Below are 26591 nucleotides of genomic sequence, written 5' to 3' on the forward strand. Positions count from 1 at the left end.
GCCGCCAATGTGTGTATGAATACCACGACCCGAGCGGCAATCGCCGTCGTGTGTACCGCGGTGCTCGTGGCCACGTCGGTTCTCGGCGGGTCGTATCTCGGTCTCGCCGCACCACTGTCGGGAGACATCTACGACACGGTGTCCCCGCCGGGTGCGACGAACGTAGAGAGTCCGTACGGGTCTGCGAGCGTCTGGTACGACGACGCTGGCGTCCCCCACATCGAGGCCGAAAACGAGGAGGCACTGTACTACGCCGTGGGCTACGTGCAGGCCCGTGACCGACTGTTCCAGATGGACCTCCAGCGGCGACTCGTCGGCGGAAAACTCTCGGCGATGGTCGGCAACTCGACGCTCGAATCGGACCGATTCTACCGCAGTCTCGACTTCCAATCGGCCGCCGAGGCGTCGTGGCAGTCCGTGCGCGGAACCGACGTCGGCACGCCCATCGAAGCCTTCACCGCCGGCGTGAACTACTACGCGGACACCACCCCACTGCCGCCCGAATACGCCCTCCTCGACGCGGAGTTCGAAGCGTGGACACCGACTGACACCCTCCTCGTCGGGAAACTCATCTCGTGGCAACTCTCGGGGTCGTTCGCCGACCTGCGCCGGTCGACTACCGTCTCTCGGCTCGGCCCGAACGCGTCTGAACTCTACCCGTCAGAACTCGACCACGACGTCCCGATTATCCGTGAGTCGGCAGCGTCGGACGCCGAGTCGTTCTCCCCAACCGACGTGGTCGAAGAGACGGGAGAGTCGACTGCGAACGCCGATGGCGACTTCGCTGCGCTCGCAGAGTGGACCGACCGGTACGACAAAGACCCGACCTACGGGTCGAACAACTGGGTCGTCTCCGGCGACCACACTGCCTCTGGAAAACCACTACTCGCGAACGACCCGCACCTCTCGTTGACCGTCCCACCCATCTGGTACGAGATGCACCTCTCGACCGACGAGATGGACGTCCGCGGCGTCGGGTTCCCAGGCATCCCGATGGTCGTCATCGGGCGGACTGCCGACGCCGCGTGGGGAGTGACCAACGTCGGCGGCGACTTCACCGACCTCTACACCTACGAGATGCGAGACGGTGGATACGTCTACGACGGTGAGGTTCGGTCGTTCGAAACCGAGACCGAACTCATCGAAGTCGCGGGCGGTGACGACGTCGAACTCACCGTCAGGAAGTCGGTTCACGGCCCGGTCATCGAACGCGGTGGGAAGACAGTCGGCGTCGCGTGGCCCGGTTTCTCCGCGACGAACGAATCGCTCGGCGTCTACCGACTCAACCACGCCGAATCTGTCGGAGAGATACGCGACGCGCTCCGAATCTGGGACGTGCCCGCACAGAACTTCGTCGCCGCCGACAGCGCGGGGAACACGCTCTACTACCCCGCCGGTCGCTATCCACTTCGCGTGACCGATGGCGCGGTCGTCCGCGGCGACACCATCTTCAACGGGTCTGCCGGCGAAGGTGAGTGGCGTGGCTACGAACCGTACGGACAGTCGTCGTGGGATGGGTTCGTCCCGTTCGAGTCGATTCCGCACGTCGACAACCCGGACCTCCTCGCCACGGCGAACCAGCGAACCATCGACGACCCGGCGTTCTACATGGGCACGTCGATGACCTACGCCGACCCCTACCGAGGGCAACGCATCTACGACTTGCTCGACGACGCGGCCCGAGAAGGCGGTGTCACTGCGGAGACGATGAAACAGGTCCAGCGTGACGTTCACTCCGAGGCGGCGACGAGTTTCACTCCGTACGCGACTGCACCCGACGCAGTGTCCCAGATGTCGCCCGACGCGCGTGAACTCGTCTCCGAACTCGACGGATGGGACGGACAGATGCGCGCCGACTCGCGGGCCGCACTCGTCTACCGGGTCTGGGTCGACGAGTTCCGCAACGCGACGTTTAGCGACGAGTTCGAACCGCAGGGATTAGACGAGTCGTACTATCCGCGTCTCTACGTCTTACAGCGACTCGGCCCCGACGCTCGCTGGTACGACGACCGCTCGACTGCGGACGTGACCGAGACACGTGACGACGTCGCCGCGGACGCGATGAACCGGACCGCGGCACGACTCGAACGAGAGGGGTGGAAGACGTACGGTGAGTTCAACAGACTCGACATGAACCACCCGTTCGACCGCGAGTTCCTGAACTATCCAGAACGGCCGATGGACGGGTCACCGTACACCGTGTTCAACTTCCGGTCGTCGGGGGACACACAGGCCGGGAGCAGTTGGCGAATGGTCGTCGACTTCTCTGCAGACGACGACTCTGTCGGGGTCGTCCCCGGCGGCCAGCGCGGCGTCTTCTGGTCCGACGAATACCACAGTCAACTGGACGAGTGGGCCGACGGCGAGTACAAACCACTCACACTCGACCGACCGAGTGGGTCGCCCGACATCGTCTTCGGAGGGGCGCAATGAGCGTCCTCTCTGAGGTTCGAACCGGTCGCCGTGCCGAACTCGCGCTGGTCGTGGCGACGGTAGTTGGCCTCGCCGCAGCGTCGGCTCACTGGGCGGGACTCGTCGTCGGAGGTGTCCTCGTCGGACTCCTCGCGACGTCGGTCAGTCGAGCAGTCGTACAGGGAGTCACCTTCGGCGGAATCGCGCTCTCGGTCCACGTCGGTCGCCTCTGGTTGCGAGGGGCGCTCGACCCGTTCTTCGAGACCGGCATCCTGCTCGTGGTGACAGTCGCCATCGGGTTCGTCCTCCCGACCGTCGCGGCCGTCGGCACTCGCGCGCTCGTGGGCGATGTCTGAAGCGCTGTCCTCGGAAGCGACCGAACGGACTCGAGGGCGACTTCTCGGCGGCGGTGCAGTCACCCTCGCCGCCACGGTGAGTGTGGGATGGGGCCTCACCACGGCGTCTGCGTCGTCGGTGTCGTCCACCGACGCGGTGACGTGGACGAGCGCGACGATACTTGTCGTCGTCGGACTCTGGGCTTACACCTACATCTACGCCGCCGAAAACGTCGCAGACGAGCGTGGCGAAACCGCCGCTGTGGGTGACCACGTCGAGTACGACACACTGGGCCTCCCGACTGGGGTGACGCTGTTCCGAGGCCTCCTCGTCGCAGGCATCGCGGGCGTCGGAGCAGTGGCCGCACTCGGAGTCGTCACCGATTGGTTGGCGTGGGGTGCCGCGATAGGCTACGGGCTCGCCGCGGCACTGGACGCTGTCGATGGATTCCTCGCACGACGATTGGGTCGAACCACGCGACTCGGCCAGCGACTCGACACCGCGGTCGATGCCTTCGGTCTACTCGTCGCACCGCTCGCAGGAGTCGTTCTCGGCCAACTCCCGTGGTGGTATCTCTCGGTCGGTGTCGCACGCTACGTCTTCGTCGCCGGCCTCTGGTGGCGCGAGCGAACCGGGCGGCCGACGTTCGACCTTCCCCCTCGGGAATCTCGACGCGTCCTCGCCGGCCTCCAGATGGCAGTCGTTCCGGTCGCACTCGCCCCGAATGTTGGCGACGCGTGGATACCGCTCGTCGCTGGCGCCGCTGCGAGCGGGTTGCTCGTTGGATTCGGGCGAGATTGGCTCTACGTCTCGGGACGACTCGAAGCAGGAGTCTGGGACAGACCAGACACGCCGACGAGAGACTAACCGAGTTGCGCGAGGATGTCGAGATTGTGGGCGACGTAGGACAGTTCGTCAGTCTCTACCTGTCGGTGCCGAGTCGCAAGCCACTCTCGGAGCGTCTCGTCGTCGACAGCGTCTGACTTCCCGAGCGACTGTTCGAAGAATCCGAGGATGTGGTCGAGGAAGACGCGCTCGTGGTCGTCGTGTTCCGGGTGGACGACCCAGTCAGACCCGCCTGCACCGATGACTCGTGCGCCGAGTTCCGGGAGGACCGAGAGGAGGTCAGACCCCGTTTCCGGCCCCGCGCTCTCGCCGTCTCGCATCGTTTCGTGGTAGGCGGCGACGACATCGTCGTCGGCGTCGTGCGCAGGGCGGAACGCGGTTCGGCCGTCGAAGGTAATCGGTGCGTAGAGATAGCCGCCGTCGACGACTCGAGAGAGGATGGTCGAGACGGCACGTCTGAGCGGGAGCAGGTCGAACACCGCGTGTCCGATCGCGAGGTCGATTGCCCTCGGAAGCGCCGACATGGCGTCGAAGAGGTCGCTCGTCATGTAGGTGAGAGAGACCTGTCGGCCGTGTCGTTCGATTCGAAACCCATCTTTCGTGGGTGAGGCCGCCCATCCAGCGGCCCGTGCCCACTTCGCGAACGCGGCCGCGGCCTCGTCTGCCATGCCCTTCCGCCGGTCAACCATGACGTACTTTATCTCGTCGTGGCCGTCGAAGACACCCCACGAGAGCAGTCGTCGGCACATCGCCCCCGTCCCCGCCCCGACCGAGACGACACGAAGTGGTTCACCGGGTTTCGAATCGGCGCGTCTGCCCAGACGGTCTCCAAGCTCCGCGAGCGTGGGTCGGTGGAGCGCGCGGTCGTCTATCGCCTCCTTCGACCGGAGATAACGCACGAACGGGTCGTCGTGTCTGGTCACGAACGCCCCGTCTCGTCGGATTGGTATAATCGTTCGCCTGGAACAGACTGCGTGACCGAGACGAGACGTCGGAGATGGAAACGACGTCGGTCCGCAATCGGGTGAACCGTCGACCGAGACAGAATCACCTGTTTCACCAGTTTTGCCCATCGTTCCTCGCTGGCGACGGAGACAGAAATCCAGGAATCGCCCGGAAAGTATTTGATTCACTTCCCGAGAATTAACGCCAAATGGATAGCGAGATTATCGACGCGGTGACTGGGTGGGACTCCGCTCCTGCAGAGCGGGGGTACGGTGGCCTCCGGTCACTCGCAGACGACGGCTTCTCCGGTGCCGTCGTAGCCGGCATGACGTGGGGCTTCATGCTCAACGGTCGTCTCCTCGGGGTTTTCGACGGGACGATAGCCGACTTCGACGACGAATCGTTCGAAGCCTATCGCGCGCCAGACCCGTCGTTGCCACTCCTCTATGCGATGCAGGAGACCGGCGGCGACGTGCGCGCGCAGTACTACTCAGAAGATACACCGCTGAACGACGCCAACAGCACACTCTCTGCCGGTGGGTTCACGGGCTACGTGGAACTCTCAGAGAACGTTCTCTCGGGAGACTACTACACCGTCTACCACGGTGGGAAATCGATGAGCGTCGCCTTCGTCGGCAACAGTAGTCGTCTCGTCACGGGCGACGAAGCGTTCGAACTCGCCGACGACGAGATTGGAATCTACAAAGTGTACGACGTGGACATCGACCTCGTCGAGATTCCGGGCGACGACGGTGACGACGCGAGTGCCGAAGACGACACGACCGACGCTGCAGTCGGTGGCGCGGCCGGTGGGGCCGACGCCGAATCCGACGAGCAGGACGAACCCGTCTCCGACACCGAGTCACCGACGATAGAGCGTGCCGAGGCGAACGGTGGAGCCGAATCGGCGAGTTCGACGCCGAGTGCAGACACGTCAAACGCCGACGCAACTGGGGCGTCGGCCACGGAGCAAACGGCGAGTAGTACGACCGACACTGCGACGCAAGTCCCGCAGGCCGAATCGTCTACAGACGACACTCCTGCTTCGACGACCTCAGCCAGTGCGACGACGGCCGACAGTGGCTCGAAAAACGGGTCGTCGTCGGACGCAGATGACGACGACGACGGTGACGACGTCTTCTCCGCCGAAGCAGAGTGGCGAAACGCCCGCTCGATTCCGTCGCTCGACCCGCGAGATTCGGAAGGGGAGTCGGTGAAGGACCGGCCTGGAAAAGGCCGCCGTGGGAAACAGGGACCGAAGCGAGCCAAACGCTCCCGCAGTTCCTCCACTCAGAACCCGTCGAAATCGTCCACCTCGAATGGGTCGTCGAGTTCTCCCTCGACGAGTTCGAAGCCGACGAAGCCGACCTCGGCGGTCTCTGCCGGCAAAGTCCAGTCGCTCCGAGAAGAACTCGCGTCGGTCAAATCCGAACGTGACAGTCTCGTATCCGAGCGAGACACGCTCCAACGCGAACGCGACGAATATCGCCAGCGGGCAGACGAACTCGAGAGTCGAGTCGAAGAACTCGAATCGGAACTCGAAGATATCCGAGCGGAACTGGACGAAAACGGTGTCACGCTGACCGACCGCTCGATGCCCGCAGACGAAGCGCTCCGCGGAACGAATCTGTTCGTCCGCTACGCGAAAAAGAGCGGTGCGACGCTGGAGAAGGCACACGCTGGACAGGCGAAACAGGACGACGTCGTAGAGAACCTCCGTCTCGAACACCACACGACGTTCGACGTCGAGGGACTCGGTGTCGACGGCAAGCCATACGAGGAGTTCCTCCACGACTCGGCCGAGTTCGGATTCGCCAAGTGGGCCGTCACCGACCTCCTCTACGAGATTGGCCAGACGGGCAATCGGTCGAGTCTCGCAGGTGTCTTCGACTCGATTCCGGAGGTCGACCGAATCGAACTCTACGGAACCGTCTCGATACCGATCGACGAGGGTGAAAGCGAGTCTCGACGGTTCGACATCATCTTCCGCGACCAGATGGGCAACCCGCTGTTCGTCGCGAACATGAACGACTCCCGTGACCCAGCGACGTATTCGATGGTCCAACAACTCATCAACGACTCGAAGAACGTGGCCGACGGCAACGAGACCCTCGGGTCGGCGTTCGTCGTCACGAAGAGTTTCTTCGAACCAGAGGCGCTCGAAGCGGCCACCGAAGAGACCGGTGGCGGACTCTTGAGTCGGTCGAAGCGCAAGAGCTTCGTGAAACTCTCACGCAAACAGGGCTATCATCTCTGTCTGGTCGAAGCGCGGAGTGGCGAGTTCCACCTGAACGTCCCCGACCTGTAACTCGGCGGACGGAACGGGTCGGCTTTTCGACGCGTCGCGAGCGAAATACGACGTTCAGCGACAGAAGAGGAAGACTGCTCGGAGAGAGACGTCGCTCGTAACATAGTTGGTCTGGTTCGAATACCGAGTGACCGCGTATTATCGGCCCGGACGCGGCCACACCTGTCGGTGTTCAGCGGCGCGGGTGTCCCCAGCAGGAGCCAGATGTACCAGAGGTGACTCGTCGTGGAAACTTAGACGACCGCGCGTAACGGAATTAACTCTCGATTTCTGCAGCTTCTTCGATCTTCATCGATTCGAGCTTGGTGACAATCTCGTCGAGCTTTCCGTCGAGTTCGTCGACGAACTCGTCGGTTCGCTCGGTCTTGATTGCGCCTTGGCTGGAGGGCTCGATAAGGTTCTCTTCTTCGAGAACGCGAAGCGAGTACCGTACCTTGTGGTGTGGGTAGCCAGTTTCGTTCGACATCTTGACGATGCCGATTGGCTCGTTATCGATAACCATCTTCAGAACCTGGAGATGGCGCTCCAACATATCGACTTCTTTCTCAAGTCGGTCTATCATGCCATTTGTTAACTCTTCTTGGGAGGCTTTAAGCCTTGCCCTCTTCGGTGGCGAATAATAAGATGACACGGCCGTACTACGGCCAGATGCGATACCATTGCGTTCCCACGGACACTAATTAACGGTTGTGTTATCCATCGGCATGGAGATGCGAGTTCGTGACGGAATCGAACTCTGGTTCGTGTGAAGTATACACGAACGTGTATTTGTTCGAGAGCAGTACCGTAATGTGTTTAGTGCGTCGCGGGGAACGGCCGACGTATGACTGTTACCATCGTCGGTTCGCAACTCGGCGACGAGGGCAAAGGTGCGCTCGTCGACCTGTGGGGCGGCGACGCTGACGTCGTCGTCCGATATCAGGGCGGCGACAACGCCGGCCACACCGTCGTCGAAGACGGCGAAGAGTACAAATTATCGCTCGTCCCGAGTGGGGCCGTCCGCGACAAAGTGGGCGTGCTCGGCAACGGCTGTGTCATCAACCCGCGGACGCTCTTCTCCGAAATCGACGCCCTCCGCGAGCGCGGCCTCGAGCCCGACGTGCGTCTGGCGAAGCGCGCGCACGTCATCATGCCGTACCACCGCCGTCTCGACAACATCGAAGAGGAAGCGAAGGCAGACTCCGACGAAGACCTCGTCGTCGGCACGACCGGCCGCGGTATCGGCCCGACCTACGAGGATAAAGCCGGCCGTCGCGGTATTCGCGTCGGTGACCTCCTGGACCCCGAAATACTCCGGAAGCGACTCGAATACGTCGTCCCGCAGAAGAAAGCACTCATCGAGGACGTCTACGGACTCGAAGCCGGTGAGGAGTGCGACATCGACGCGCTCGTCGAGGAGTTCACCGAGTTCGGCCGCCGACTCCGCGAAGACGACATGGCCATCAACTGTGGTGACTTCCTCGCAGAACGGCGCGAAGCGGGCGAGAACGTGATGTTCGAGGGCGCACAGGGGACGCTCATCGACATCGACCACGGGAGCTACCCGTACGTGACCTCCTCCAACCCGACTGCTGGCGGTGCGGCCACCGGGAGCGGTGTCGGACCGACCGTCGTCGGCCAGGGTGAAGTCGTCGGCATCGTCAAAGCGTATCTCTCTCGTGTCGGCGAGGGACCGATGCCGACCGAACTGAAGAACGACGAACGCGACGAAGAACTCGCAGACTTCATCCGCGAGAAGGGTGGCGAGTTCGGAACCGTCACCGGTCGCCCACGCCGTATCGGATGGCTCGACATGCCGATGCTCCGCCACGCCGCCCGCGTCAGCGGATTCACCGGAATCGCCGTCAACCACCTCGACGTGCTCGCCGGCCTCGACGAAATCAAGGTCGGTCACGCCTACGAACTCGAGGGCGACGAGCGACTCACCATGCCCGCGACCACCGAGCGCTGGGACGAGTGTGAACCCATCCTCAAGGAGTTCGACACGTGGCCGGAAGTCGACTGGACCGAAGTCGCAGAAGAGGGCTACGACGCCATCCCAGACGCCGCCCAGGACTACCTCGAGTATCTCTCCGACGAACTCGACGTCCCCGTCTACGCCGTCGGTGTCGGCCCAGACCGCGCACAGACCGTCCACCTCGCGAACCCGTTCGACCAGTAAGCCGAATCTTCGACGAATCAGCCCCGACCGTTCGGCGCTGTTCGTCACCCGGACTCTTTTGCGCCGTCCTCGACTCGTCGCGCCGAAGCGTTGCGACCACCCGGCGTCGAACCCGTACGCTTTTACTTGACGCAATCCACCGTCACGACAATGAAAGAATCCCTGATGGACATCCTCTGTGACCCCCTCGACAAGAGCGAACTCGAGCTGGAAGTCGACGAGCGAGACGGTGACGAAATCATCGAAGGCCGACTCATCGGCACCGTCACCGGTGAGGTCTACCCCATCGAGGACGGTATCCCGAACTTGCTCCCCCCGGACATGCGAGACGACTGACCGGACCTGAACGTTTTTCTATTCTCGTCTCGACGGTGCAACCGTGTCGAACGCGACGCTCACCGTTTCGTTGAACGCCGAGCGCCCTCACGACCTCTCGGTGCGTCCGACGTTTACGACCACCGACACCTTCGCGGTGGAGTTCGTCAACGAAGGACAGGCGGTCCACGTTCACCTCAACATCGACGACGAACTCTCGCGTGTGGTGTCGCTACCGTCAGGAAACCACTTCGTCGACGGTGGGCAGACCAAGTTGGTGACGTTGCCCGTCCGCTCGGCGTCGAAACCGGTGTCTGGGAAACTAAAAATCGTCTCTGGATACGGCTCAGAGACGGCGTACGTCGACGTGACAGTCAACCCCGGAACGGGCGGGAAGCCCCCGGTCGATATCGACGAGACGCTCTCGAAACCCGCCACGCGAGAGCCCGAACCGGGATTGGTGGGGACACTCGGTGACGCACTCCCAGGAGTCGATTCCGGGGCAGTTCCACTGCTGGTTCTCGCCGGTATCGCACTCGTCCTCGCCATCGCCGTCGCGTCGGTGTTCGAAAGCATCGCCATCACGCTCGGCGCGGGCGCCGTCGTCGCCGGCGTCTTCGTCGCGTTGGCGTTGGCGATTCAGTAACTGAAAGCGCAGCGTCTCTTATTCGTCGTCGGTCGGAACGCCGCAGAGGTTTCCGTCGTCGTCGAACAACTTCGCACGCAGGAAGCGCGTCCGATAGCGGTTGGCACCTTCGTAGACGTCCGCCTCGCGGATGTCGTCGATTCGGTCGTCCGCGACTGCTTCGATGATGTCTTCGACCTGCTGTTTCTCCGATGGCGTGAGCTCGAACTCGTAGGTCTTCGTCTCTTCACCCTCGAGGCGCGTCCACTTCCGGGAGGCCGCGATGACGAGCGAACAGGGCTCTCGGCAAGGGAACGCACCGTCTCCGCCATCGACGTCGAGGTCCGTCTCGTCGTTGTACTGCCACTCACGGCGCTTGACACACTGTGAGTCGTCGCAACAGGCCTCGGCGACCCAGTCGACGTGTTCGTGACCGTCTCCGCGATTCCACGTGTCGATGACGCTGTACATCCCGGTCTGGCGGCCGATGGTGTCTTCCCAGTGTTCGACGTCGAGGCTCCCGTTTTGCTCGCGGTACCAGTTCGGAACCGACGCGGGGTAGAACGTCCCGACTGCTTCTACCAAGTCACGAGCGTCGAGTTCGGGGAAGACCCATCCACCGGCGAGGTTGGCACCGGTCTTCAGCGGCCGATACCGACCCTTCTCGTCGTAGGTCGCCAGTTGCCGGGCGGCGAGTGGTTCGTGGTACGGGTCCAACTCCTCGGCGTCGGTGCCGGCGTCGTCGACGTGGCGGAGGTCGTACGACCGTTCGCCGTGGTCGTCGACGCTGACGGTGACGAGCAACTGTCCCCACTCGCGGTGAACCCCGTCTCGAAGCGCCTCGTAGCGTTCGGAGACTGACAGGTCGTCCGCACCTTCGACCCACCGGAGATACGCTCGCCGCTGGGGACTCGACTCGCCGACGACGGTCGTCCAGAAGTACCAGTTGGTCACGTAGTCGTCGTGGTCGGCCAGTGCCTCGGTCAGTTCGTCTTCCGAGAGGCCATCGTGGCGTGTCTCGGGCGTCTCCAGACGGTAGCCATCGTCGTGCTGTGAGACGGTGAGCCCATCTTGGGCGACTTCACCATCCGATTCGACGGCGGCGACGAGAGCGTCGGTGTGGTGACTCATCACTGCTCACCCGCCAGTTCCGTCGTTCGGGTTCGTTCACGGACGACTTCGAGCGCGTCACCGACGTCTGCGCCTGCGTCGGCGGCGCGTTCGAGCACCACGTCGGCCATGAGGCCCTCGGTTCCGACGGCACCCGCGTACCAGATGCGGTGGCCGTCGACGACGGTCGGAATCTCGTACCCGTCGCGGTAGTCGTCGGTGAGGCCCATGTCCTCGGGGATATCTTCCTGGGTGTGGAAGCCGTCGGCGACGAACAGTGGGACGACGACGACGTCGTCAGATTCGAAGTAGTCGGTCACGTCGTCTACTTCCGGTTCTTCGTCCATGTAGAGCGCCTGCACCTCGTCGAATCGGTCCATGTCGCGGATGCGGTCGGCGTGGTACTCGATCGCCTTCGCGGAGTTCTCGTTGCGCTCGGTTCCGTGTCCGACGACGGCGAGACCGAACCCCGAACCGACGTTCGGGTCGCCGGTGACGGTCTCTGCGCGGCGGACGATGACGTCGGTCATCGCTTCGTGGGTTCCGACCGGGCCACAGTAGTGGACCGTCTTGTCGGGCACGTCGGTGGCAGTGAGCGTGACGTGTGACGCCGAGAGGCCGTCGGAGTCCCAGTCGGCCACGTCCCAGCCATCGAGGTGGAGTTCTCGGGGGATGACCTGCTCTGTGAAGTATCCCTCGCTGATGAACAGTGGGACGACGTACACTTCGTCTGCCTCCACAGTCCTGAGTACCTCCCGAATCGACGGCTCTTCTTTCCAGAAGCCCGTTCGGACCTCGTCGAACGCGCCAACCTCGCGGATAGTGTCCGCGTGGTCGTAGGTAGGCGTGCTCGAATCCGGGTTCAGGTGCGACCCGTGCGCCACGATGACCAGCGCTTGCATAGCCGGGGGTTACGACGGGACTGTCTTATGAACTTCGCATCTCGAAAAGGAATCTTCGTGTTCGGCTAACTCGCGTTCGTCACCCGTTCAGCCATCGGTCGCGGCGGCGGTTTTTTGCGCTCGGCCATCGACACACCGGGTATGTCTCTCGCCGCCGACGCACGCGATGCCGTTCGTGAACGACCGTTTCTCCTCGCGTCACTCCGCGCGGGCGTCGTCAACTACGCCGCCGCGGCGGCGTCTCTCGACCTCGGCGACGACGACGCGGTTGCAGCAGCGCTCCGACGGTTCGCGGAGGACCTCCCCGAACTCGAAGCCGTGTCGCACGACGTGATGGTCACGATGCGCAGTGGCGTCGGCCTCGTCGGCGAAGATATCGAGGAGTCGGACGACGACCCGATTCTCTCCGTCGCCGGCGTCGAGCTCTCGGGTGGCGGTCCACTCACTGCGATAATCGCAGAAGGTGAAGTCGGCCCAGCACTGCTCGCGACGGTCATCTCCCGACTCGACGCGGAATCTATCGTCGTCGATGCCGCCGGTGTCGCCGGCGACGCCTTGGCCGTGGTCGTCCCGAGACGACAGGGAGCGGCCGCCTTGCGAGTCGTCGAATCGGCGAGTGAAACGGCCTACGCCTGAATCTGCTGTCGCCACGTCACGACCCGTGGGTCGAGAGATTCGCCGAGAGCGCTCGTTTTCGAATCGGCGGGTTCCGACGGGTTGAAAATCCTGCCCCGAGTAGCCGAGGGCATGACGCTGTCCGTGACCAACACGCTGTCAGGAGAACGCGAAGACTTCGAGCCGCACGGCGACGACGTGTTGCTCTACGTCTGTGGACTCACGGTCTCGGACGACGCCCACCTCGGTCACGCCCGTCTGTGGATGCACTCGGACATCATGCATCGGTGGCTCGAGTACGAGGGCTACGACGTCCATCACGTCGAAAACTTCACCGACGTGAACGAGAAGATAGCCGCCCGAATCGGCGAAGACGACCTCGGCGACGACGAACCAGCCGTCGCAGAACACTTCATGAGCGACGTCATCCGCGACATGCGCGGCCTCAACCTGAAGCGAGCAGAGGTCTACCCACGCGTCACCGAACACATCCCCGAGATTATCGACCTCATCCAGACGCTCGTCGACCGTGGACACGCCTACGAGTCCAACGGCTCGGTCTACTTCGACGTGACGACGTTCGACGACTACGGCAAGCTCTCGAACCAGAAACTCGACGAACTCCAGTCGCAAGCAGACACGGACGAGCGCTCCGAGAAACGCAACGCGGCGGACTTCGCCCTCTGGAAAGCCGGTGCAGTATCTCCCGAAGAAGCGGCCGAACATCGCAAATCCCACCTCGACCCAATCACGGACCCGTGCGGTGAGACGTGGGACTCCCCGTGGGGTGAAGGCCGGCCGGGATGGCACATCGAGTGTTCCGCGATGTCGATGACGCACCTCGGCGAGACCATCGACATCCACGTCGGCGGCCGTGACCTGGTGTTCCCCCACCACGAGAACGAAATCGCCCAGTCCGAAGCCGCGACGGGGCAGACGTTCGCCCGGTACTGGCTCCACGTCGGCCTCCTGCAGACCGAAGGCGACAAGATGAGTTCCAGTCTCGGGAACTTCTTCACCGTGAGCGACGCCCTCTCAGAGTTCGGTGCCGACGTCATCCGGACGTTCTACCTCTCGACGGCCTACGGGTCCGAACAGACCTACTCCGAGGAGACCATCTCGGAGGCCCAAGAGCGCTGGGACCGACTCGAACGCGCCTACGAGGCCGCTGTCGAGGCGTGTGACAGTCCCGACTCGCGCACGAAAGTCGAAGCGACCGACCTCCGAGAGACCATCGAGGCGACCCGCGAGAACGTCCGCGCGGCGATGAACGACGACTTCAACGTCCGCGAGGCGATGGCAGAACTCCTCGGCCTCGCGAGTGCCGTCAACCGACACCTCGCAGACGCAGCCCTGTACGACTATCGCGCGCTCCGAGAGGCAATCGAGACGTTCGAAGACATCGGTGGCGAGGTGTTCGGCCTCTCGTTCGGTGCAGCAGGCGACGGCGGCGACGTCACCATCGCCGAAGACCTCGTCCAACTCGTCTTGGACGTGCGCGAAGCAGAACGCGAGGCAGGCAACTGGGACCGGGCAGACAGCCTTCGGGACGACTTGGCCGCCCTCGGCGTCGAAGTCGAAGACAGTGACGACGGCGCGACGTTCCGGTTCGAGTAATCGGTCGGGCTGTCCGTCTCTATCCGAACGAGAACCGAACGACTGCGAGTGTCTTCGCCGTCTCTTCGAGCGACGTTCGGTACTCCTCTGGTTCGTCTGAGACGCCGAGGCTTCGTGCCACGTAGCCATGGGTGGACGCGTACGTGTCGAGCAGTTCGATTGCCCCCTCGCCCGTCACGACCGCACCGACCGCGGCGCGTCTCGCACCGCGGTACCACAGGCGACACGTCGTCGGGGTACGGAAGTTCTTCCACCAGTTGCTGTCGGCTTTCGGCGTGACGACGACTACGCCGTCCCCATCTCTCGCGTAGGCGACGGGGAACGTATACCGGCGACCACTTTTTGGCCCGACGTACGACAGGAGGACGAACCATCGACTCGCCAGCGGGTGAAATGGCGAGCGCAAAAGCCACCGAAGGAATGGGTTTGCGAACCGCTGTTCGAGCGTTCGCTGGGCGTCGCCGACCCGATGTTGGGGCGGTTTGGAGGACGCGGAAGACACGTCAGACGTACGATGAGATGGGTGATATACTTCGTGTCACCGACAGACTCGGAGACTCACATCGAAAACAGACGTGCTTACATCGTGAACAGATGCGAGTCGTCCGGGACGTCGAACAGGCCCATCCGGACACCTGCGTCGAGCCATCCGTACCCGTACGAAAACGACGCCAGCGCGTTCACCCAGTCGTCGGCCTCCTTGAAGTGGCGGCCATCGTCGAGATAGGACTCTGCCATCTCCAGGCAGTCGGCAGCGGCGTCTCCCAGCGGTGTCTCCTCGGGGACCGCCTGTACTGCTTCGTCCAGTGCGTCGGCCAGCATCGATTCGTAGCGGTTCGTCTTCTCCTGGAGGTCGGCGGGCATAGAGAGACGTGTGACGGCGACTGATACTGGTCTTTCGCTCCACATCGCCGAGTTCAGGTCCGAACCCAATTCCGAATCCAAGTCCGAGTGCGAGCTCGTGAAATCGAGACACCCTGCGTGGTATGCGAATCCGTGGCGGTGTTGTAGTACTCCTCGCAATACAGCGCAACCTTAAGGCACCGCTATATCGAACTACGGGATATGACACAAGACGCGGATTCCTTCGTCGAGCACCGAAAGCTCATCATCGCCGGTTCGGGTATCTCTGGCCTCTCTGCAGCGATTTACGCGGCACGCTCGAACAACGAACCACTCGTCCTCGAAGGGGACGAACCGGGTGGACAGCTCACCCTCACGACGGAAGTCGACAACTATCCTGGCTTCCCCGAGGGTATCTCCGGGCCGGAACTCATCAACAACATGAAACAGCAGGCCGAACGCTTCGGCACCGAGATTCGCCACGGCATCATCGAATCCGTCGACGCCTCAGAGCGACCCTTCACGGTCACGCTGAAGAACGGCGACGTCTACACTACCGACGCCATCATCTCTGCCTCCGGCGCCTCTGCGCGAACGCTCGGCATCCCCGGCGAGGACGACCTCATGGGCTACGGTCTCTCGACGTGTGCCACCTGTGACGGCGCGTTCTTCCGCGACGAGAAGATTATGGTCATCGGTGGCGGTGACGCCGCCGTCGAAGAGGCCAACTTCCTCACCAAGTTCGCCTCGAAGGTCTACCTCGTCCACCGCCGCGAAGAGTTCCGCGCCGAAGACTACTGGGTCGACCGGCTGATGGAGAAGGTCGAAGCCGACGAAATCGAACTCATGCTCAACACGGAAGCGACCGAACTCCACGGCTCGCCCGAAGAAGGCGTCGACCACGTCACACTCGTCCGCCACCCCGAAGGCCACCCGACGGACAAACTCGACGACCCCGAGACGGAGGAGTTCGACTTCGACGTTGGCGCGGTGTTCTACGCCATCGGCCACACGCCGAACGCCGACTACCTCGAAGGAACCGCCGTCCAGCGTGACGACGACGGCTACATCGTCGCCAAAGGCGGGTCCGGCGGCAACCAGACGGCCACCGACGAACCCGGCATCTTCGCCGCGGGCGACGTGGTGGACTACCACTACCAGCAGGCCGCGACGGCCGGCGGCATGGGCGTGAAGGCCGCCCTCGACGCCGACGACTACCTCGAAGAACTCGAACGCGAAGAGACGAAGGCCGCGACGCCCGCAGAGTAAGCGACTCTTCGTCTACCCACGACGCGTCTCTTTTCGGCTTCGTCGAGTGTACTCACGTCCGTGAGAACAGGGTATAAGTGGCAATCCAGATAACAGAATGACATGAGTGCCGACACTGGCCGTCTCGGTGGAAGATTGTCGAGTATCGACCCTGCCGACGCGGTCAGTATCCCAATCGTCGTCGCCCCGTTTGGCTATCTGATTGGGTCGCTCTTCGTCACGCATCTGGTCGGGTCGGAGTCAGCGGCGGTTTGGATGACGACGGTGGCGCTCACCAGCCTCGCGTTTCTCGTCGTTTCGATGCGTTCCTGACGGTTCGGTTGATTTTCGGCTTCGTCGAAGCCCTCAGAGTGTGCCAGAGCGACGTGACTCGCCCCGAGGTTCTCTGTAGCAGAACGTCCCCTCTCACAACCGCCGTTTGTGTCCCACCGTCACGACGGTCTCACGTACGAGATTGTCGAGATAAATACGATAGCCGTGCGTGAAATCCGTCGTTATCGACCGAAAAAACCTCGATTTGTTGATGATTGTTATGCTTCACCGGCTCCTATTAGTATGCCACTATGACCACCGACGAAGAGTCGGAAAACCAATTCCCGCCGGACAGGGCGTTTGCCCTACTCGGCCACGAGACGCGACTCGCCATCCTGTTCGAACTCTGGAAACAACGCCGTCCCGACGAACACGTTCCGCAGCACCCGATGACGTTCTCGGAGTTGCGAAAGGCCGTCGGGATGCGCGACGGCTCGCAGTTCAACTACCACCTCAAGCCACTGGTCAACCGGTTCGTCCGCCACGACGAGGATGGCTACGTCCTCCGGCGTCAGGGCGAGCGCGTGGTCAGCGCGATCCTCGCCGGGGCGTTCACCGACGAAGTTGTGTTCGACGCGGTTCCGAACGACAAGCCGTGCGAAATCTGTGGGGGCCAGACCGTCTTCGAGTGCAACACCGACCAAACCCTCGGTTACTTCGCAATCAGATGCACCGAGTGCGAGGGCGCGTTCGGCGGCACCAGCTTCGATGGGGCACTGAGCCTGACAGAATCGCTCTCGCCGGTCGGCACTCGTAGCCGAGACCCGGAGGAGTTCTACCGGGCACTGGATATCATGGTAAAACATCAATTCATGTCCGCGGTGGAGGGGGTCTGTCCCGACTGTACCGGAACCATGAGCGTGACTCCCCAGGTCTGTCGGGGCCACCACGTGGAACCTGGCCGGCGCTGTGAGTCGTGTGACACCATCTTCGAGGTCCGGTACGTCATAGTGTGTGACGTCTGTAAAACGATGATCGACATTCCGAGCAATCGGTTCCTGCTCACCGAGCCGCGAATGCTCGTGTTCCTCGACGACCACGACTACCACCCCTGGTACGACTGGCTCTTGATAGAACTGGAGTTGGTCCAACGCCAAACGGTTCTCTCCGAGGACCCGTTCGAACTGGAGATGGTCCTCGAAGCCGACGGGGACCGACTGGTCGCGACACTCGACGAGACGGGTGCTGTCACGACTCTCCACACGGGCGCCTCGGTAGACGTGTAGGCTGTCCTCGAGAGTCGCCCGGTTGATGCTATTTTCTGTCTGTCTTCGCCAGACGAAGAGGCCGATGTAACCGACTCGCACCCGCTATTCAGCACGGCCTCGACAAACTCTCACTATTCGAGGATTCGAACAGAGTCCAACTCACGTGAGTCGCCACAGTATCCACGCCAGGACGAGATTCACAGCGGTGATGATGGCGTAGATGGCGAACGGAAACGGAGCGTCGTACACGCCGACGACGCCCGCGAAACCGAGTGCGAGGACGACGAGGGCGACGACAGTGAACACGGCGGCGAGGATGTTTGGGACGCCTCGACTGGTTTGCATACCGTCTTCTCAGGATGTGAGTGAGAAAAAACCGCGGGGAATCGCCTCAGTCTGCTGGTTCGGGCGTCTCGCCGCGCTCTTCGGGCGTGAGGTAACACTGCGGGTCCGGGCCGAACAGGTCACCAGAGCCAGCGAGCGCGCGAAGCCGTGACGACCCGCGGCAGACGTCCTGATACTGGCAGGTCTGACACTTGCCGGTGAGGTGTTCTTCGCGTTCTCGCAGACGGGCGAGAAGCGGGTTCGACTCGTCGTCCCAAATCTCGCCGAACGGCCGGTCACGCACGTTTCCGAGGCTGTAACTCTGCCAGAACTGCGTGAGGTGGACGTCGCCGCGGTAGTCCACGTCGGCGACGCGTTCGCCAGTCGGGTCGCCGCCGTTGACGCGGAGATATCGGTGAATCTCGTCGGCGTGGTCCTGGCCGAGTTCTTCTTCGGCGTACTCGACGACGTACGCGGAGTCTGCGTAGTTGCCGACGAGGAGCGTCTCTATCTCTTCGCCCTCCTCGTGGTACTCGCGGGTCATGTCGAACAGCCGCCGGACGGCGCGGCGTTGTGCCTCGTCGTCTAAGTCTGCGTCGACGATTTCACCGCCGCGTCCACCGTAGTCGAGGTGGTAGAAACAGAAGCGGTCGATGCCCACGTCGTAGAGGAAGTCCACGACGTCTTCCATGTCGGGGGCGTTGTGTTCGGTGATAGTGTATCGGAGGCCGGTCTTGAGCCCAACGGAGAGACTGTTTTCGATGCCTCGGATGGCGGCGTCGAACGCGCCGTCTTTTCCGCGGAACTCGTCGTTGCGTTCTCGCAGGCCGTCTACCGACACGCCGGCGTACGAGAGGCCGGCGTCTTTGAGCGCCTGTGCTTTCTCCTCGGTGATGAGTGTCCCGTTGGTCGAGAGGACGGCGCGAACACCCTGGTCGGTGCAGTAGTCGACGAGTTCGACGATGTCGTTTCGGACGAGCGGTTCGCCACCGGAAAAGAGGAGAACGGGCACGTCGTAGGCGGCCAGGTCGTCGATGAGGCCCTTCGCTTCCTCGGTCGAGAGTTCGCCCTGTGCGGGGTCGAGGTCAGCACCCGCATAACAGTGCTCGCAGTAGAGGTTACAGCGGCGAGTCGTGTTCCAGACGACGACCGGTCGCTTCTGTTTCTCTTCGCGAATCTGTTCGACCGAGACGTCGGGGTCGTCGTATCGGAGTCCGTCGCCTTCGGCGACTTGCCCACACAGCAGTTTACTAATCGATATCATCCTTGGGTTACCTCCGCGTCCGCGGCGGTCGATTCCCCTCGCCCTTTGGTGTCGAGGTCGTTTCCGCCGATTCGACGGACTTCGTCGGCCGGACAGAGCCACAGCGCCGACGACGCGAACCCGAAGAGTGTCGTCGCCTGTTCAGTCGCGATGTCGACCGATGGAGCAGAGACGCTCCCGACGTGGCGCATCGGTTCGGCGTCGTTCTCACGAATAAATACCTCCCACTGGCGGCTACCGTCGATTCGCGGTTTTCGCCGCGGGTCGTCCTGCGTGGGCATATGCGGAGGCCTTTGCGGCAGATAGATAGGGACGTTTCGGCTGTTTTCATCGCGTGGGAATCGAAGGATTAGCCTTGTTCGATGGCCTAGTACTGGTGACCAATGTCCGAATTGTTCTCCCGGCGGTCTTTTCTGCAGACGACCGTGGCCACGACTGGAATCACGCTCCTCGCTGGCTGTAACAGTGCATCGGGTGGTAGTGACGAAGACTCCGGAGGCGACACCGGAGGGGCCGACACGGAGGTGCGTGATTTCGGCGGGTTCTTCGAACGGACCCAAAACTACGACGGAGTCCGCGACCTGACCGGCGAAGACAGCGTCACTGTCGAGGTGGGCGCAGAGGGCAACGGCGGCGGATTCGCCTTCGGCCCGGCAGCGGTGAAAATCTCACCGGGAACGACCGTCGTCTGGGAGTGGACCGGCAACGGCGGGACACACAACGTCCTCCATCGCGGTGGCGAGTTCGAATCCGAACTCACCGCCATCGAAGGAACCACCTTCGAACACACGTTCGAAGAGACTGGCGAGTATCGGTACGTCTGTGTTCCCCACGAGACACTCGGGATGGTCGGTGTCGTCGTCGTCGAATAGTCTCAAAACGAGTACGCGCTACACAACAGTTCGGTACAACCCGAACACTCACCTCTGCGCTACGTTCTCACGCGAGCGTCTTGGTCCCGCTCATCGGGGCTTTGCACATGACGCATCCAGTCTCCTGGAGGGTCTCTAACATCCGTTCGTTGACCCGGTACTGATTTCCACACTCAGGACAGGTCACGTCGAGTTCACGCATCGTGTTGACTCACCAATTAGTTGTATGTTCGCACGCCCCGAGGGAGGGTACCCTCAATTCAGTGGGGCCTAACGTTAGTCTTGAAGGATAGCACCCATCAGCTTCTTCTGGGCCATCGCGAGGTGCTCGGAGAACGTCGAGGTCGTGATGTCGAGTTCCGCCGCGACCTCGCCTTTGTTCGCCCGACGCGGGTGGTCGAAGTAGCCCATCTCGTGTGCTTTCTCCAGTACTTCGCGCTGACGGTCCGTGAGTTGGCCACGCTCGACCAACACGAGGTCACGCGACTCGTCTGACGACGACTGAAGCAGTCTGCTCACGTCGACAGTGTCTGCCGACCCGCGGAGCGACGAGACGACGTCTCGAAGCGTCTCGACGTTCGGTGCGTGGAACGTCAAGAACAGTGCGCCATCACGAGTCTGTACGTCTACCACTGGACAGTCGAACGCCTCGATTCGCTCGCACGGACAACCGATGTTACCTTCGCGTGCAAATCGATAGACTGTCCCGTCACCGTAGTCGAATAGCTGTTCCATCTCCTCGGTTACCCCGGCGTCGCTGTCGAAGACGAACTCCTCCGTGATGGACCCCTCGTCCGTGGTGTCCATGCTTCGAGACAGCGCGTATCCGGAATTGTCGTTCGTGGATACAGACGCGACGGGGCAGTTGTCTACGCCCGTCACCTTCAACTCTGCTCTGATGCCCGCTGCGCTCGTCATAATTCTAGGCAGACGCCCCATCCCCTGATATAAACACCCCCGATACACCGGGCCTTTATATCATGGGGAGCTACGACCTGCTCCGTTCGTGCCGACCTCACTGGCGCATCACCTTGGGGATAAAGAGCCCAACATATGCGGGGTACGGTTCGAGGGGTGGGGGGAACGAATCGACGAATGAGCATGCAGACCGGCCTCACGCGCAAACCGACTGGACAGAACACCGCCGAGAGACCGAGCCTTTCGGAGTCGTACGCGGAGATGGTCCTCGACGCACTGTCCAATCAGACGTGCCGTCGGATACTGACAACCCTCCAGGGGTCGAGTGCCCCCATGACCGCTCAGGAACTCTCCGAAGAGTGCGACGTCCCCCTCTCGACGACCTACCGAAAGCTCGAACATCTCTCGAACGCCCGCCTCGTCGACGAGACGCTTCAGCTACGCAAGAACGGGACCCACACGAGTCAGTACCGGACCGACGTCGACTCCGTCACCGTCTCGTTGGGTGAAGACAGCGGCCTCACCGTCGCCATACCGGGGGGTCGCTGATGGGCACAGAATCTGCGCACACGCCGGACCGCAACACGAATCTCCCCGTTCGCCCGCGTCTCACCTCACGTATCGTGACCGGGCCCGATGGGCAAGAAGAGTGTACGATTCACCCCGAAGACGCCGAGCCAGAGCAACTCCTCTCGGAGTGGGTCACCGCTATCGGAGATTCGTTCGTCGATTTAGACGAGATGCGATAAGAGCGCGGTCGGTTTCGGCCGCCTCGACTGTTCGTCTGCTGTGCTCACCACTTGCTTCGACTCTGTGGGTGTGGGTCACCAAGCGCCATGAGATACTCCTCGAGGAGCGTCGGGAACGCCCGGCCACGGAGGTTACGGAGGCCGAAGTCGGCGGCCCAACTGATGATACCCGTATCCTCTGTCACCACGCCAGCGTTCAGTTCACGCGCCAAGATGAGGAGGTCGAAGTCCTCACGCGAGTCGAGGACGCCCTGTCTGAGTGCGCCTCTGTAATCTTCTCTGAGGTCGGAGATGACCTTGTCCACGTCAGACATCTTCGACGCACCATCGGACTGGAGTCTGGTCTCTTCGGCCTTTCGGACTGCCTTCTCGGAGACTCGAAGGCCGCGGTTGACTCGGTCAGACATCTCGTCGATGAATCGGTAGACGATCTCTGCGGGGATGTACACCTCGTAGCGGTCGGGGTGTTTCTTGATGACCCACGTGTCGAGTTTTCCGAGTAGCTCCTCGGAGACTCCGCGTTCCCGAAGGATGTGCTCCAGTTCGGCCGCGATAGACGGCGGCATGTAACAGGAGATGTTCAAATCTAAGCGCGCCGCGGCGATCGTGTCGAGCAATCGTTCGACTCCCTCTTCGAACGTCTCGTCGTCGTCGCGAATCTCCTCGGAAAGAAAAAGCGAGGTATCGAGCACGAACCGTTGTTTGAGCGGGTACTCGGCCATTGGTCGAGTCTTCGCACCCATAGACTATGACCCTTCCCGTGATTTCGAACGAGTCCCGAACTGAGAGAACGTAGGTCGATAGTCCGCAGAATAGCAGAATGCAGGTCGATAGTCCGCAGAATAGCAGAATACAGGTCGATAGTCCTCAGAATAGCGGTTCGAGTCTGTCGTCCCCTGAATCGACGAGTTCGTCGAGTGACGCCGCGCTGGCCGCTCGCTTGGCGAGCATGTCTCGCTGCGTCTCGATGGCGACTGCCTGCAGTTCCTTCACGCGTGGAACGTTGTAGACACCCGAGAGGAGGACGACTGCGGCGACGAAGTTCGACTCGACAGGGTAGTCACCGCCGCGAATCTCCATCGTCCCTGTCTCCTCTTCGAGCCACTTTCGGCCGCGTTCCATGCCGCGTCGGGAGAGCACGTCCGGTGGGCCCGCGACGACGACGAGTCCGCGTTCGCTCCCAGCGATTTCACACGGGAGTGTGAGTCGGCCGAGGGCCGCACGTCGAACGAGACTCGTGATACGGTTCATCGACTCGCCGTCGTCGTCTGTGGCCGACGGGGTCCCCGCGAGTCGCGAGAAGAGCCCCCGTTTGGGTCTGTCGAGTTCGACGGGGGCGTAGCCAATCGTCGAGATACCTCCGGAGGCGAGAGTGTTGATTATCTCGGAGGCGTCGACCACCGACTCGGCGACGACGCTGGACCCATCTGTCTCACCAGCACTGAACAGGACGCCCAGTCGGCGGGCGAGTTCAGTGTTGATTTCGCTGTATCCTGCTTCGAGAGACTCGCCCGTTCGACGCCACGCCTCGTTGTCGAAGAGGATGAGGTTGTCGACCTCGGCGACGAACGTTTGGAGGGACCGCGCGGCGTTCAGCGTGTAGATGCCGCCTTCGTCTCGTGCGGGGAGGATTCCGAGGCCGTAGACTGGTTCGGTGTAGATGTGCTTGAGTTCGCGAGCGATGACGGGTGCGCCACCGGACCCCGTTCCGCCGCCGAGTCCCGCGACGACGAGAAACGCGTCTATCTCGTGGACCGGCAAGTCGTCGACCGCCGAGAGCACCTCACCCACGTCCTCTGCGGTCACTTCTGCACCGAGGTCGTTGTCCGCACCGACACCGTGACCCTTCACGCGTGACGTTCCGACGAGGATTTGGTGGGATTGTGGGATGTTCCGCAACCCCATCAGGTCCGCGCGGGCCGTATTGACCGCCACCGCGTCTACGATGTAGTCACTTTGCGTCCGCCGGTCGTAGTCGATGAGGGCGTCGACGACCTTTCCACCGGCCTGTCCGACCCCAATGAGTGCGAGTTTCATCTGCAGTTCCTCTCAGAAATCGAACTAATAGACGCACGCACACGTCTTGAATATGTGGCCTGTAGCCAAGTTCAGAGAACCACTAACCTGCCGACTTCGACGAGCACAGTTGAGCGAGTCGGTGTGCCGAAAATCAGTAGCCGACGAGTCACTCACCGGCCGCCTCGCAGGCCAACTCACCGACGACGGAGAGTAACTCACTGGGTTCGACGACGTGACCACGTTCGCGAAGTTGCTCGTAGACTGCCCGCCCAGCATCGCCTGCGTAGTTGCGCTCGGAGAAGGGGCGTTCTTCGACGAGGACGAGGTAGTCTGCGGCCGCCGCCGCTTCGAGGTTTGCGAGGTTCCCCTCTCCGACTTCGACGTCGGCGACGACGGTCACGTCCGCGGCTTTTACACGCGATTCGACTGCAGACTGCGCCGCGTGGTCGACGGGTGCGTACGGCGGAACCGTCACGAGGTCCGCGCCGACTCGTCGCGCCGCTTCGGCGTCGGTGTCACCTTCGTTGAGCGCGCCGGCAGAGAGGGCGTACCCTGCTGCCGAGAGGACGTGCAGAGACCGTGCGGCGGTTCCACCGCCACCCACGACGTGAACTCGACCGGTCGCGTCGGCAGACGCAGACGACGGGAGTGCAGTGACGTACACCGAGCCAGTTACCGGATGTCTCGAGACGACTGCCTCTGCGTCGAACGCCTCTCGGAGGTTCGATTCGGAGAGGACGGTCGCTGGGTCACCCGCCGAGAGGATGCGCCCGTTCGCGAGGAGAATCAGGGCGTCGCAGTAGTGTGCCGCGAGGTTCAAGTCGTGAATCGCGGCCACCGCAGTCGTCCCTTCGCCGACCAGGTCGTCGACGAGTTCGAGCGTTCGAACCTGGTGGTTGATGTCGAGGCTGGCGGTCGGTTCGTCGAGGAGAAGCGTCGGCGTCTGTTGTGCGAGCGCCCGAGCGATGAGGACTCGCTGTCGCTCACCACCACTTATCTCGGTTACTGGCCGCTCTGCGAGGGCAGCGACAGACGTCCGACGCATCGCGGCCTCGACGGCGGCTTCGTCGTCTTCGGACCACCCGTCGAACCGTCCGCGGTGTGGAGTCCGACCCATCCGCACGACTTCGCGGACGGGGAAGTCGAAGGTGACGGCCGTCGTCTGCGGAACCGTCGCGACGAGGCGACTCGCCGCTTTCGAAGACAGCGCGTGAATATCTTCGCCGGCGACGTGGACCCTGCCCGAGTTCGGTGAGAGCGACCCGTTGAGAATCCGAAGCAGTGTCGTCTTCCCTGCGCCGTTCGGGCCGATGAGCCCGACGAACGTTCCGTCGCCGATATCTGCCGAGATTCCGTCGAGAACTGTCTGGCCACCCAGCGAGACCGACACGTCGTCCAACTCGATTGCGGGCTTCGACGCTGTGAATGGGTCGTCTGCTACCGCAGCATGGTCTGCTGAACGGTCTGTTGAGTGGTCTGCAGCGTGTTCTGTTGGGTCGTTACTCACGGCGAACGCACCTCCCGAGTTCGAAGGAGATAGAGGAAGAACGGCGCACCGAGTGCCGCGGTCACGACGCCGACGGGAATCTCTGCCACACCCGACCGGGCGATGGTGTCGGTGAGAACGAGGAACGACGCGCCCGCCAGTGCCGACGTCGGCAAGAGGAGACGGTGGTCCGGCCCGACGACGAGACGGAGCATATGGGGAACGACGAGACCGACGAATCCGATGACACCGGAGACGGCCACTGCCGCCGCCGTGACGATACTCGCCGTGGCGAGGAGAAGTTGCTTCGTGCGCTCTACTTCGATGCCCAGGGCGTGGGCGTCTTCCTCTCCGAGGAGCAGGACGTTCAGGTCGCGAGTGTGTGCGAGTAAGACGGCGAAGGGGAGCGGAAGCACCAGCGTGAGCATCACGACTTCGTCCCACGTCGCCCCCGAGAGATGGCCCATCAACCAGAAGACGACCTGCCGGAGACTCTCACCGCTCTGCAAGAGGAGAAACGAGATGACTGCACCGAGGAACGTCTGGACCGCGACACCCGCCAGAAGGAGCGTCGCGACGGGCGTGCGGCCGTCTTGCGTGCCGAGCATGTAGACGACGAACGCGGTGACGATAGCCGACGCGAAGGCCGCTCCGTGCAGGCCGAACGGAAGCGAAAGCGAGAGTGCAATCGTCGCGACGGCACCGACCGCCGCACCCGACGAGACGCCGATGATAGACGGGTCGGCCATCGGATTCCGGAAGAACCCCTGCATGACGACGCCCGCAGTGGCGAGCGCGAATCCGACGAGGGCCGCGAGGACGATGCGAGGGAGGCGGACGGAGACGACGATGACCTGCGCAGTTCGCGGGACCGACGTCGAGAACGGTGAGACGAAATCGACAGATGGCAAGGGTACGGAGCCGACGATTGGGAGCGCGGTTGCGCCACTCAGAGAGACGCCGACGGGGACCGGAAGCGCGTCGAGGAGGACGAGCGCGACGGTCCGCGGCGGAATCGAGACGTGGCCGATACCGGCGCTGACGACCACGACGAGCGCCAACAGGGCAGTGAGACCGAGTGCCCACGTCGCCGCTCGTGTTCGAACGTTCATCGAACACAAGCGCGCTTTCATTA

The 26591-nt window shown here is 62.5% G+C and carries 30 protein-coding genes; 15 read left to right on the forward strand and 15 right to left on the reverse strand.

The features are described from left to right. The first annotated feature begins 15 nt into the window (after nt 1-15). The 3 genes from GJR99_RS03520 to GJR99_RS03530 are packed head-to-tail and all read left to right on the forward strand — an operon-like array spanning nt 16 to nt 3615. The gene (locus tag GJR99_RS03520) at nt 16-2433 is read left to right on the forward strand and encodes a penicillin acylase family protein (RefSeq protein WP_151109320.1); all 2418 of its coding nucleotides are present in this window, start codon (nt 16-18) and stop codon (nt 2431-2433) included. Next, a complete protein-coding gene (locus tag GJR99_RS03525; protein ID WP_151109321.1) occupies nt 2430-2768 on the forward strand; it encodes a hypothetical protein in 339 nt (112 codons plus the stop codon). Before GJR99_RS03520 ends, GJR99_RS03525 begins: the two co-directional genes overlap by 4 nt. After that, complete coding sequence (locus GJR99_RS03530) at nt 2761-3615, forward strand: CDP-alcohol phosphatidyltransferase family protein (protein ID WP_151109323.1); 855 nt, start codon at nt 2761-2763, stop codon at nt 3613-3615. Before GJR99_RS03525 ends, GJR99_RS03530 begins: the two co-directional genes overlap by 8 nt. On the opposite strand, the gene GJR99_RS03535 is transcribed toward GJR99_RS03530, so the two are convergent. Further along, nucleotides 3612-4517 carry an SAM-dependent methyltransferase gene (locus tag GJR99_RS03535; RefSeq protein WP_151109325.1) on the reverse strand — a complete coding sequence of 302 codons (906 nt, stop codon included), beginning with the start codon at nt 4515-4517 and terminating at the stop codon, nt 3612-3614. The two genes, GJR99_RS03530 and GJR99_RS03535, sit on opposite strands and share 4 nt — an antisense overlap. Before the next feature lie 230 nt (nt 4518-4747). On the opposite strand from GJR99_RS03535, the gene GJR99_RS03540 reads away from it, so the two are divergent. Then, nucleotides 4748-6847: a DUF7527 domain-containing protein gene (locus tag GJR99_RS03540; protein WP_151109327.1), complete on the forward strand. Its 2100-nt coding sequence runs from the start codon at nt 4748-4750 to the stop codon at nt 6845-6847. Nucleotides 6848-7103: 256 nt separating this feature from the next. Here the strand turns inward: GJR99_RS03540 and GJR99_RS03545 are convergent, their stop codons facing one another. Beyond that, nucleotides 7104-7409 (reverse strand): hypothetical protein, encoded by a 306-nt coding sequence (locus GJR99_RS03545; RefSeq protein ID WP_151109329.1) that lies wholly within the window; start codon nt 7407-7409, stop codon nt 7104-7106. A gap of 261 nt (nt 7410-7670) precedes the next feature. Here GJR99_RS03545 and GJR99_RS03550 point away from each other — a divergent pair, with 261 nt between their 5' ends. The 3 genes from GJR99_RS03550 (at nt 7671) to GJR99_RS03560 (ending at nt 9969) form a co-directional block, all read left to right on the forward strand. Then, nucleotides 7671-9008, forward strand: coding sequence for an adenylosuccinate synthase (locus GJR99_RS03550; protein WP_151109331.1), 1338 nt, complete (start codon nt 7671-7673; stop codon nt 9006-9008). Nucleotides 9009-9158: 150 nt separating this feature from the next. After that, on the forward strand, nt 9159-9344 hold the full coding sequence (locus GJR99_RS03555) for a methytransferase partner Trm112 (RefSeq protein WP_013035425.1): 186 nt from the start codon (nt 9159-9161) through the stop codon (nt 9342-9344). A gap of 43 nt (nt 9345-9387) precedes the next feature. After that, nucleotides 9388-9969, forward strand: a complete 582-nt coding sequence (locus GJR99_RS03560) for a DUF7524 family protein (RefSeq protein ID WP_151109333.1) — start codon at nt 9388-9390, stop codon at nt 9967-9969. 18 nt (nt 9970-9987) lie between these two features. Here the strand turns inward: GJR99_RS03560 and GJR99_RS03565 are convergent, their stop codons facing one another. Together GJR99_RS03565 and GJR99_RS03570 are read right to left on the reverse strand one after the other, a co-directional pair. Further along, nucleotides 9988-11079 carry a DR2241 family protein gene (locus tag GJR99_RS03565; RefSeq protein ID WP_151109335.1) on the reverse strand — a complete coding sequence of 364 codons (1092 nt, stop codon included), beginning with the start codon at nt 11077-11079 and terminating at the stop codon, nt 9988-9990. Beyond that, nucleotides 11079-11960 (reverse strand): CbiX/SirB N-terminal domain-containing protein, encoded by an 882-nt coding sequence (locus tag GJR99_RS03570; RefSeq protein ID WP_151109337.1) that lies wholly within the window; start codon nt 11958-11960, stop codon nt 11079-11081. The genes GJR99_RS03565 and GJR99_RS03570 overlap by 1 nt, the downstream gene beginning before the upstream one ends. Nucleotides 11961-12101: 141 nt before the next feature. Here GJR99_RS03570 and GJR99_RS03575 point away from each other — a divergent pair, with 141 nt between their 5' ends. Together GJR99_RS03575 and cysS are read left to right on the forward strand one after the other, a co-directional pair. Continuing rightward, on the forward strand, nt 12102-12596 hold the full coding sequence (locus tag GJR99_RS03575; protein ID WP_151109339.1) for a DUF7523 family protein: 495 nt from the start codon (nt 12102-12104) through the stop codon (nt 12594-12596). 111 nt (nt 12597-12707) lie between these two features. Beyond that, nucleotides 12708-14192 carry a cysteine--tRNA ligase gene (gene cysS, locus GJR99_RS03580; protein ID WP_151109341.1) on the forward strand — a complete coding sequence of 495 codons (1485 nt, stop codon included), beginning with the start codon at nt 12708-12710 and terminating at the stop codon, nt 14190-14192. A gap of 19 nt (nt 14193-14211) precedes the next feature. Here cysS and GJR99_RS03585 read toward each other — a convergent pair whose 3' ends face one another. Then, nucleotides 14212-14694, reverse strand: coding sequence for a nitroreductase/quinone reductase family protein (locus GJR99_RS03585; RefSeq protein WP_151109343.1), 483 nt, complete (start codon nt 14692-14694; stop codon nt 14212-14214). A 77-nt stretch (nt 14695-14771) separates the two neighbouring features. Beyond that, a complete protein-coding gene (locus tag GJR99_RS03590; protein ID WP_151109345.1) occupies nt 14772-15056 on the reverse strand; it encodes a DUF357 domain-containing protein in 285 nt (94 codons plus the stop codon). Between the two features lie 201 nt (nt 15057-15257). Between GJR99_RS03590 and GJR99_RS03595 the strand changes: the two genes are divergently transcribed. The 3 genes from GJR99_RS03595 to GJR99_RS03605 all read left to right on the forward strand — a co-directional run bounded on the left by GJR99_RS03595 (nt 15258) and on the right by GJR99_RS03605 (nt 17842). Next, nucleotides 15258-16304, forward strand: a complete 1047-nt coding sequence (locus tag GJR99_RS03595) for an NAD(P)/FAD-dependent oxidoreductase (RefSeq protein WP_151109347.1) — start codon at nt 15258-15260, stop codon at nt 16302-16304. Between the two features lie 102 nt (nt 16305-16406). Next, entirely contained in the window at nt 16407-16616 is a 210-nt protein-coding gene (locus tag GJR99_RS03600; RefSeq protein ID WP_151109349.1) for a hypothetical protein, read from the forward strand. A 251-nt stretch (nt 16617-16867) separates the two neighbouring features. After that, a complete protein-coding gene (locus GJR99_RS03605; protein ID WP_151109351.1) occupies nt 16868-17842 on the forward strand; it encodes a winged helix-turn-helix domain-containing protein in 975 nt (324 codons plus the stop codon). Between the two features lie 141 nt (nt 17843-17983). On the opposite strand, the gene GJR99_RS03610 is transcribed toward GJR99_RS03605, so the two are convergent. Genes GJR99_RS03610 through GJR99_RS03620 form a run of 3 tightly spaced genes read right to left on the reverse strand, consistent with a single transcriptional unit; the run spans nt 17984 to nt 19693 of the window. Further along, the gene (locus GJR99_RS03610; protein WP_151109353.1) at nt 17984-18169 is read right to left on the reverse strand and encodes a hypothetical protein; all 186 of its coding nucleotides are present in this window, start codon (nt 18167-18169) and stop codon (nt 17984-17986) included. A gap of 46 nt (nt 18170-18215) precedes the next feature. Continuing rightward, complete coding sequence (locus GJR99_RS03615; protein ID WP_151109355.1) at nt 18216-19412, reverse strand: TIGR04347 family pseudo-SAM/SPASM protein; 1197 nt, start codon at nt 19410-19412, stop codon at nt 18216-18218. Then, nucleotides 19409-19693, reverse strand: coding sequence for an Htur_1727 family rSAM-partnered candidate RiPP (locus GJR99_RS03620; RefSeq protein ID WP_151109357.1), 285 nt, complete (start codon nt 19691-19693; stop codon nt 19409-19411). The genes GJR99_RS03615 and GJR99_RS03620 overlap by 4 nt, the downstream gene beginning before the upstream one ends. 102 nt (nt 19694-19795) lie before the next feature. Here GJR99_RS03620 and GJR99_RS03625 point away from each other — a divergent pair, with 102 nt between their 5' ends. After that, the gene (locus tag GJR99_RS03625) at nt 19796-20284 is read left to right on the forward strand and encodes a halocyanin domain-containing protein (protein WP_151109359.1); all 489 of its coding nucleotides are present in this window, start codon (nt 19796-19798) and stop codon (nt 20282-20284) included. A 67-nt stretch (nt 20285-20351) separates the two neighbouring features. Here GJR99_RS03625 and GJR99_RS17705 read toward each other — a convergent pair whose 3' ends face one another. Further along, the gene (locus GJR99_RS17705; RefSeq protein ID WP_255518299.1) at nt 20352-20486 is read right to left on the reverse strand and encodes a DUF7560 family zinc ribbon protein; all 135 of its coding nucleotides are present in this window, start codon (nt 20484-20486) and stop codon (nt 20352-20354) included. Nucleotides 20487-20560: 74 nt separating this feature from the next. Continuing rightward, on the reverse strand, nt 20561-21202 hold the full coding sequence (locus GJR99_RS03630; RefSeq protein WP_151109361.1) for a helix-turn-helix domain-containing protein: 642 nt from the start codon (nt 21200-21202) through the stop codon (nt 20561-20563). Nucleotides 21203-21385: 183 nt separating this feature from the next. Between GJR99_RS03630 and GJR99_RS03635 the strand changes: the two genes are divergently transcribed. Beyond that, nucleotides 21386-21751: an ArsR/SmtB family transcription factor gene (locus GJR99_RS03635; RefSeq protein WP_151113834.1), complete on the forward strand. Its 366-nt coding sequence runs from the start codon at nt 21386-21388 to the stop codon at nt 21749-21751. Next, nucleotides 21751-21951: a DUF7511 domain-containing protein gene (locus GJR99_RS03640; RefSeq protein ID WP_151109363.1), complete on the forward strand. Its 201-nt coding sequence runs from the start codon at nt 21751-21753 to the stop codon at nt 21949-21951. Before GJR99_RS03635 ends, GJR99_RS03640 begins: the two co-directional genes overlap by 1 nt. Nucleotides 21952-21995: 44 nt before the next feature. On the opposite strand, the gene GJR99_RS03645 is transcribed toward GJR99_RS03640, so the two are convergent. The 4 genes from GJR99_RS03645 to btuC form a co-directional block, all read right to left on the reverse strand. After that, nucleotides 21996-22673, reverse strand: a complete 678-nt coding sequence (locus GJR99_RS03645) for an RNA ligase partner protein (protein ID WP_151109365.1) — start codon at nt 22671-22673, stop codon at nt 21996-21998. Between the two features lie 145 nt (nt 22674-22818). Continuing rightward, nucleotides 22819-23988 carry a tubulin/FtsZ family protein gene (locus GJR99_RS03650; RefSeq protein ID WP_151109367.1) on the reverse strand — a complete coding sequence of 390 codons (1170 nt, stop codon included), beginning with the start codon at nt 23986-23988 and terminating at the stop codon, nt 22819-22821. A 148-nt stretch (nt 23989-24136) separates the two neighbouring features. After that, the gene (locus GJR99_RS03655) at nt 24137-25375 is read right to left on the reverse strand and encodes a heme ABC transporter ATP-binding protein (protein ID WP_225317651.1); all 1239 of its coding nucleotides are present in this window, start codon (nt 25373-25375) and stop codon (nt 24137-24139) included. Nucleotides 25376-25473: 98 nt separating this feature from the next. Further along, entirely contained in the window at nt 25474-26568 is a 1095-nt protein-coding gene (gene btuC, locus GJR99_RS03660; protein WP_151109371.1) for a vitamin B12 ABC transporter permease BtuC, read from the reverse strand. Between the last annotated feature and the right edge of the window lie 23 nt (nt 26569-26591).

This window comes from Haloferax marinum (assembly GCF_009674625.1).
GTDB lineage: Archaea > Halobacteriota > Halobacteria > Halobacteriales > Haloferacaceae > Haloferax > Haloferax marinum.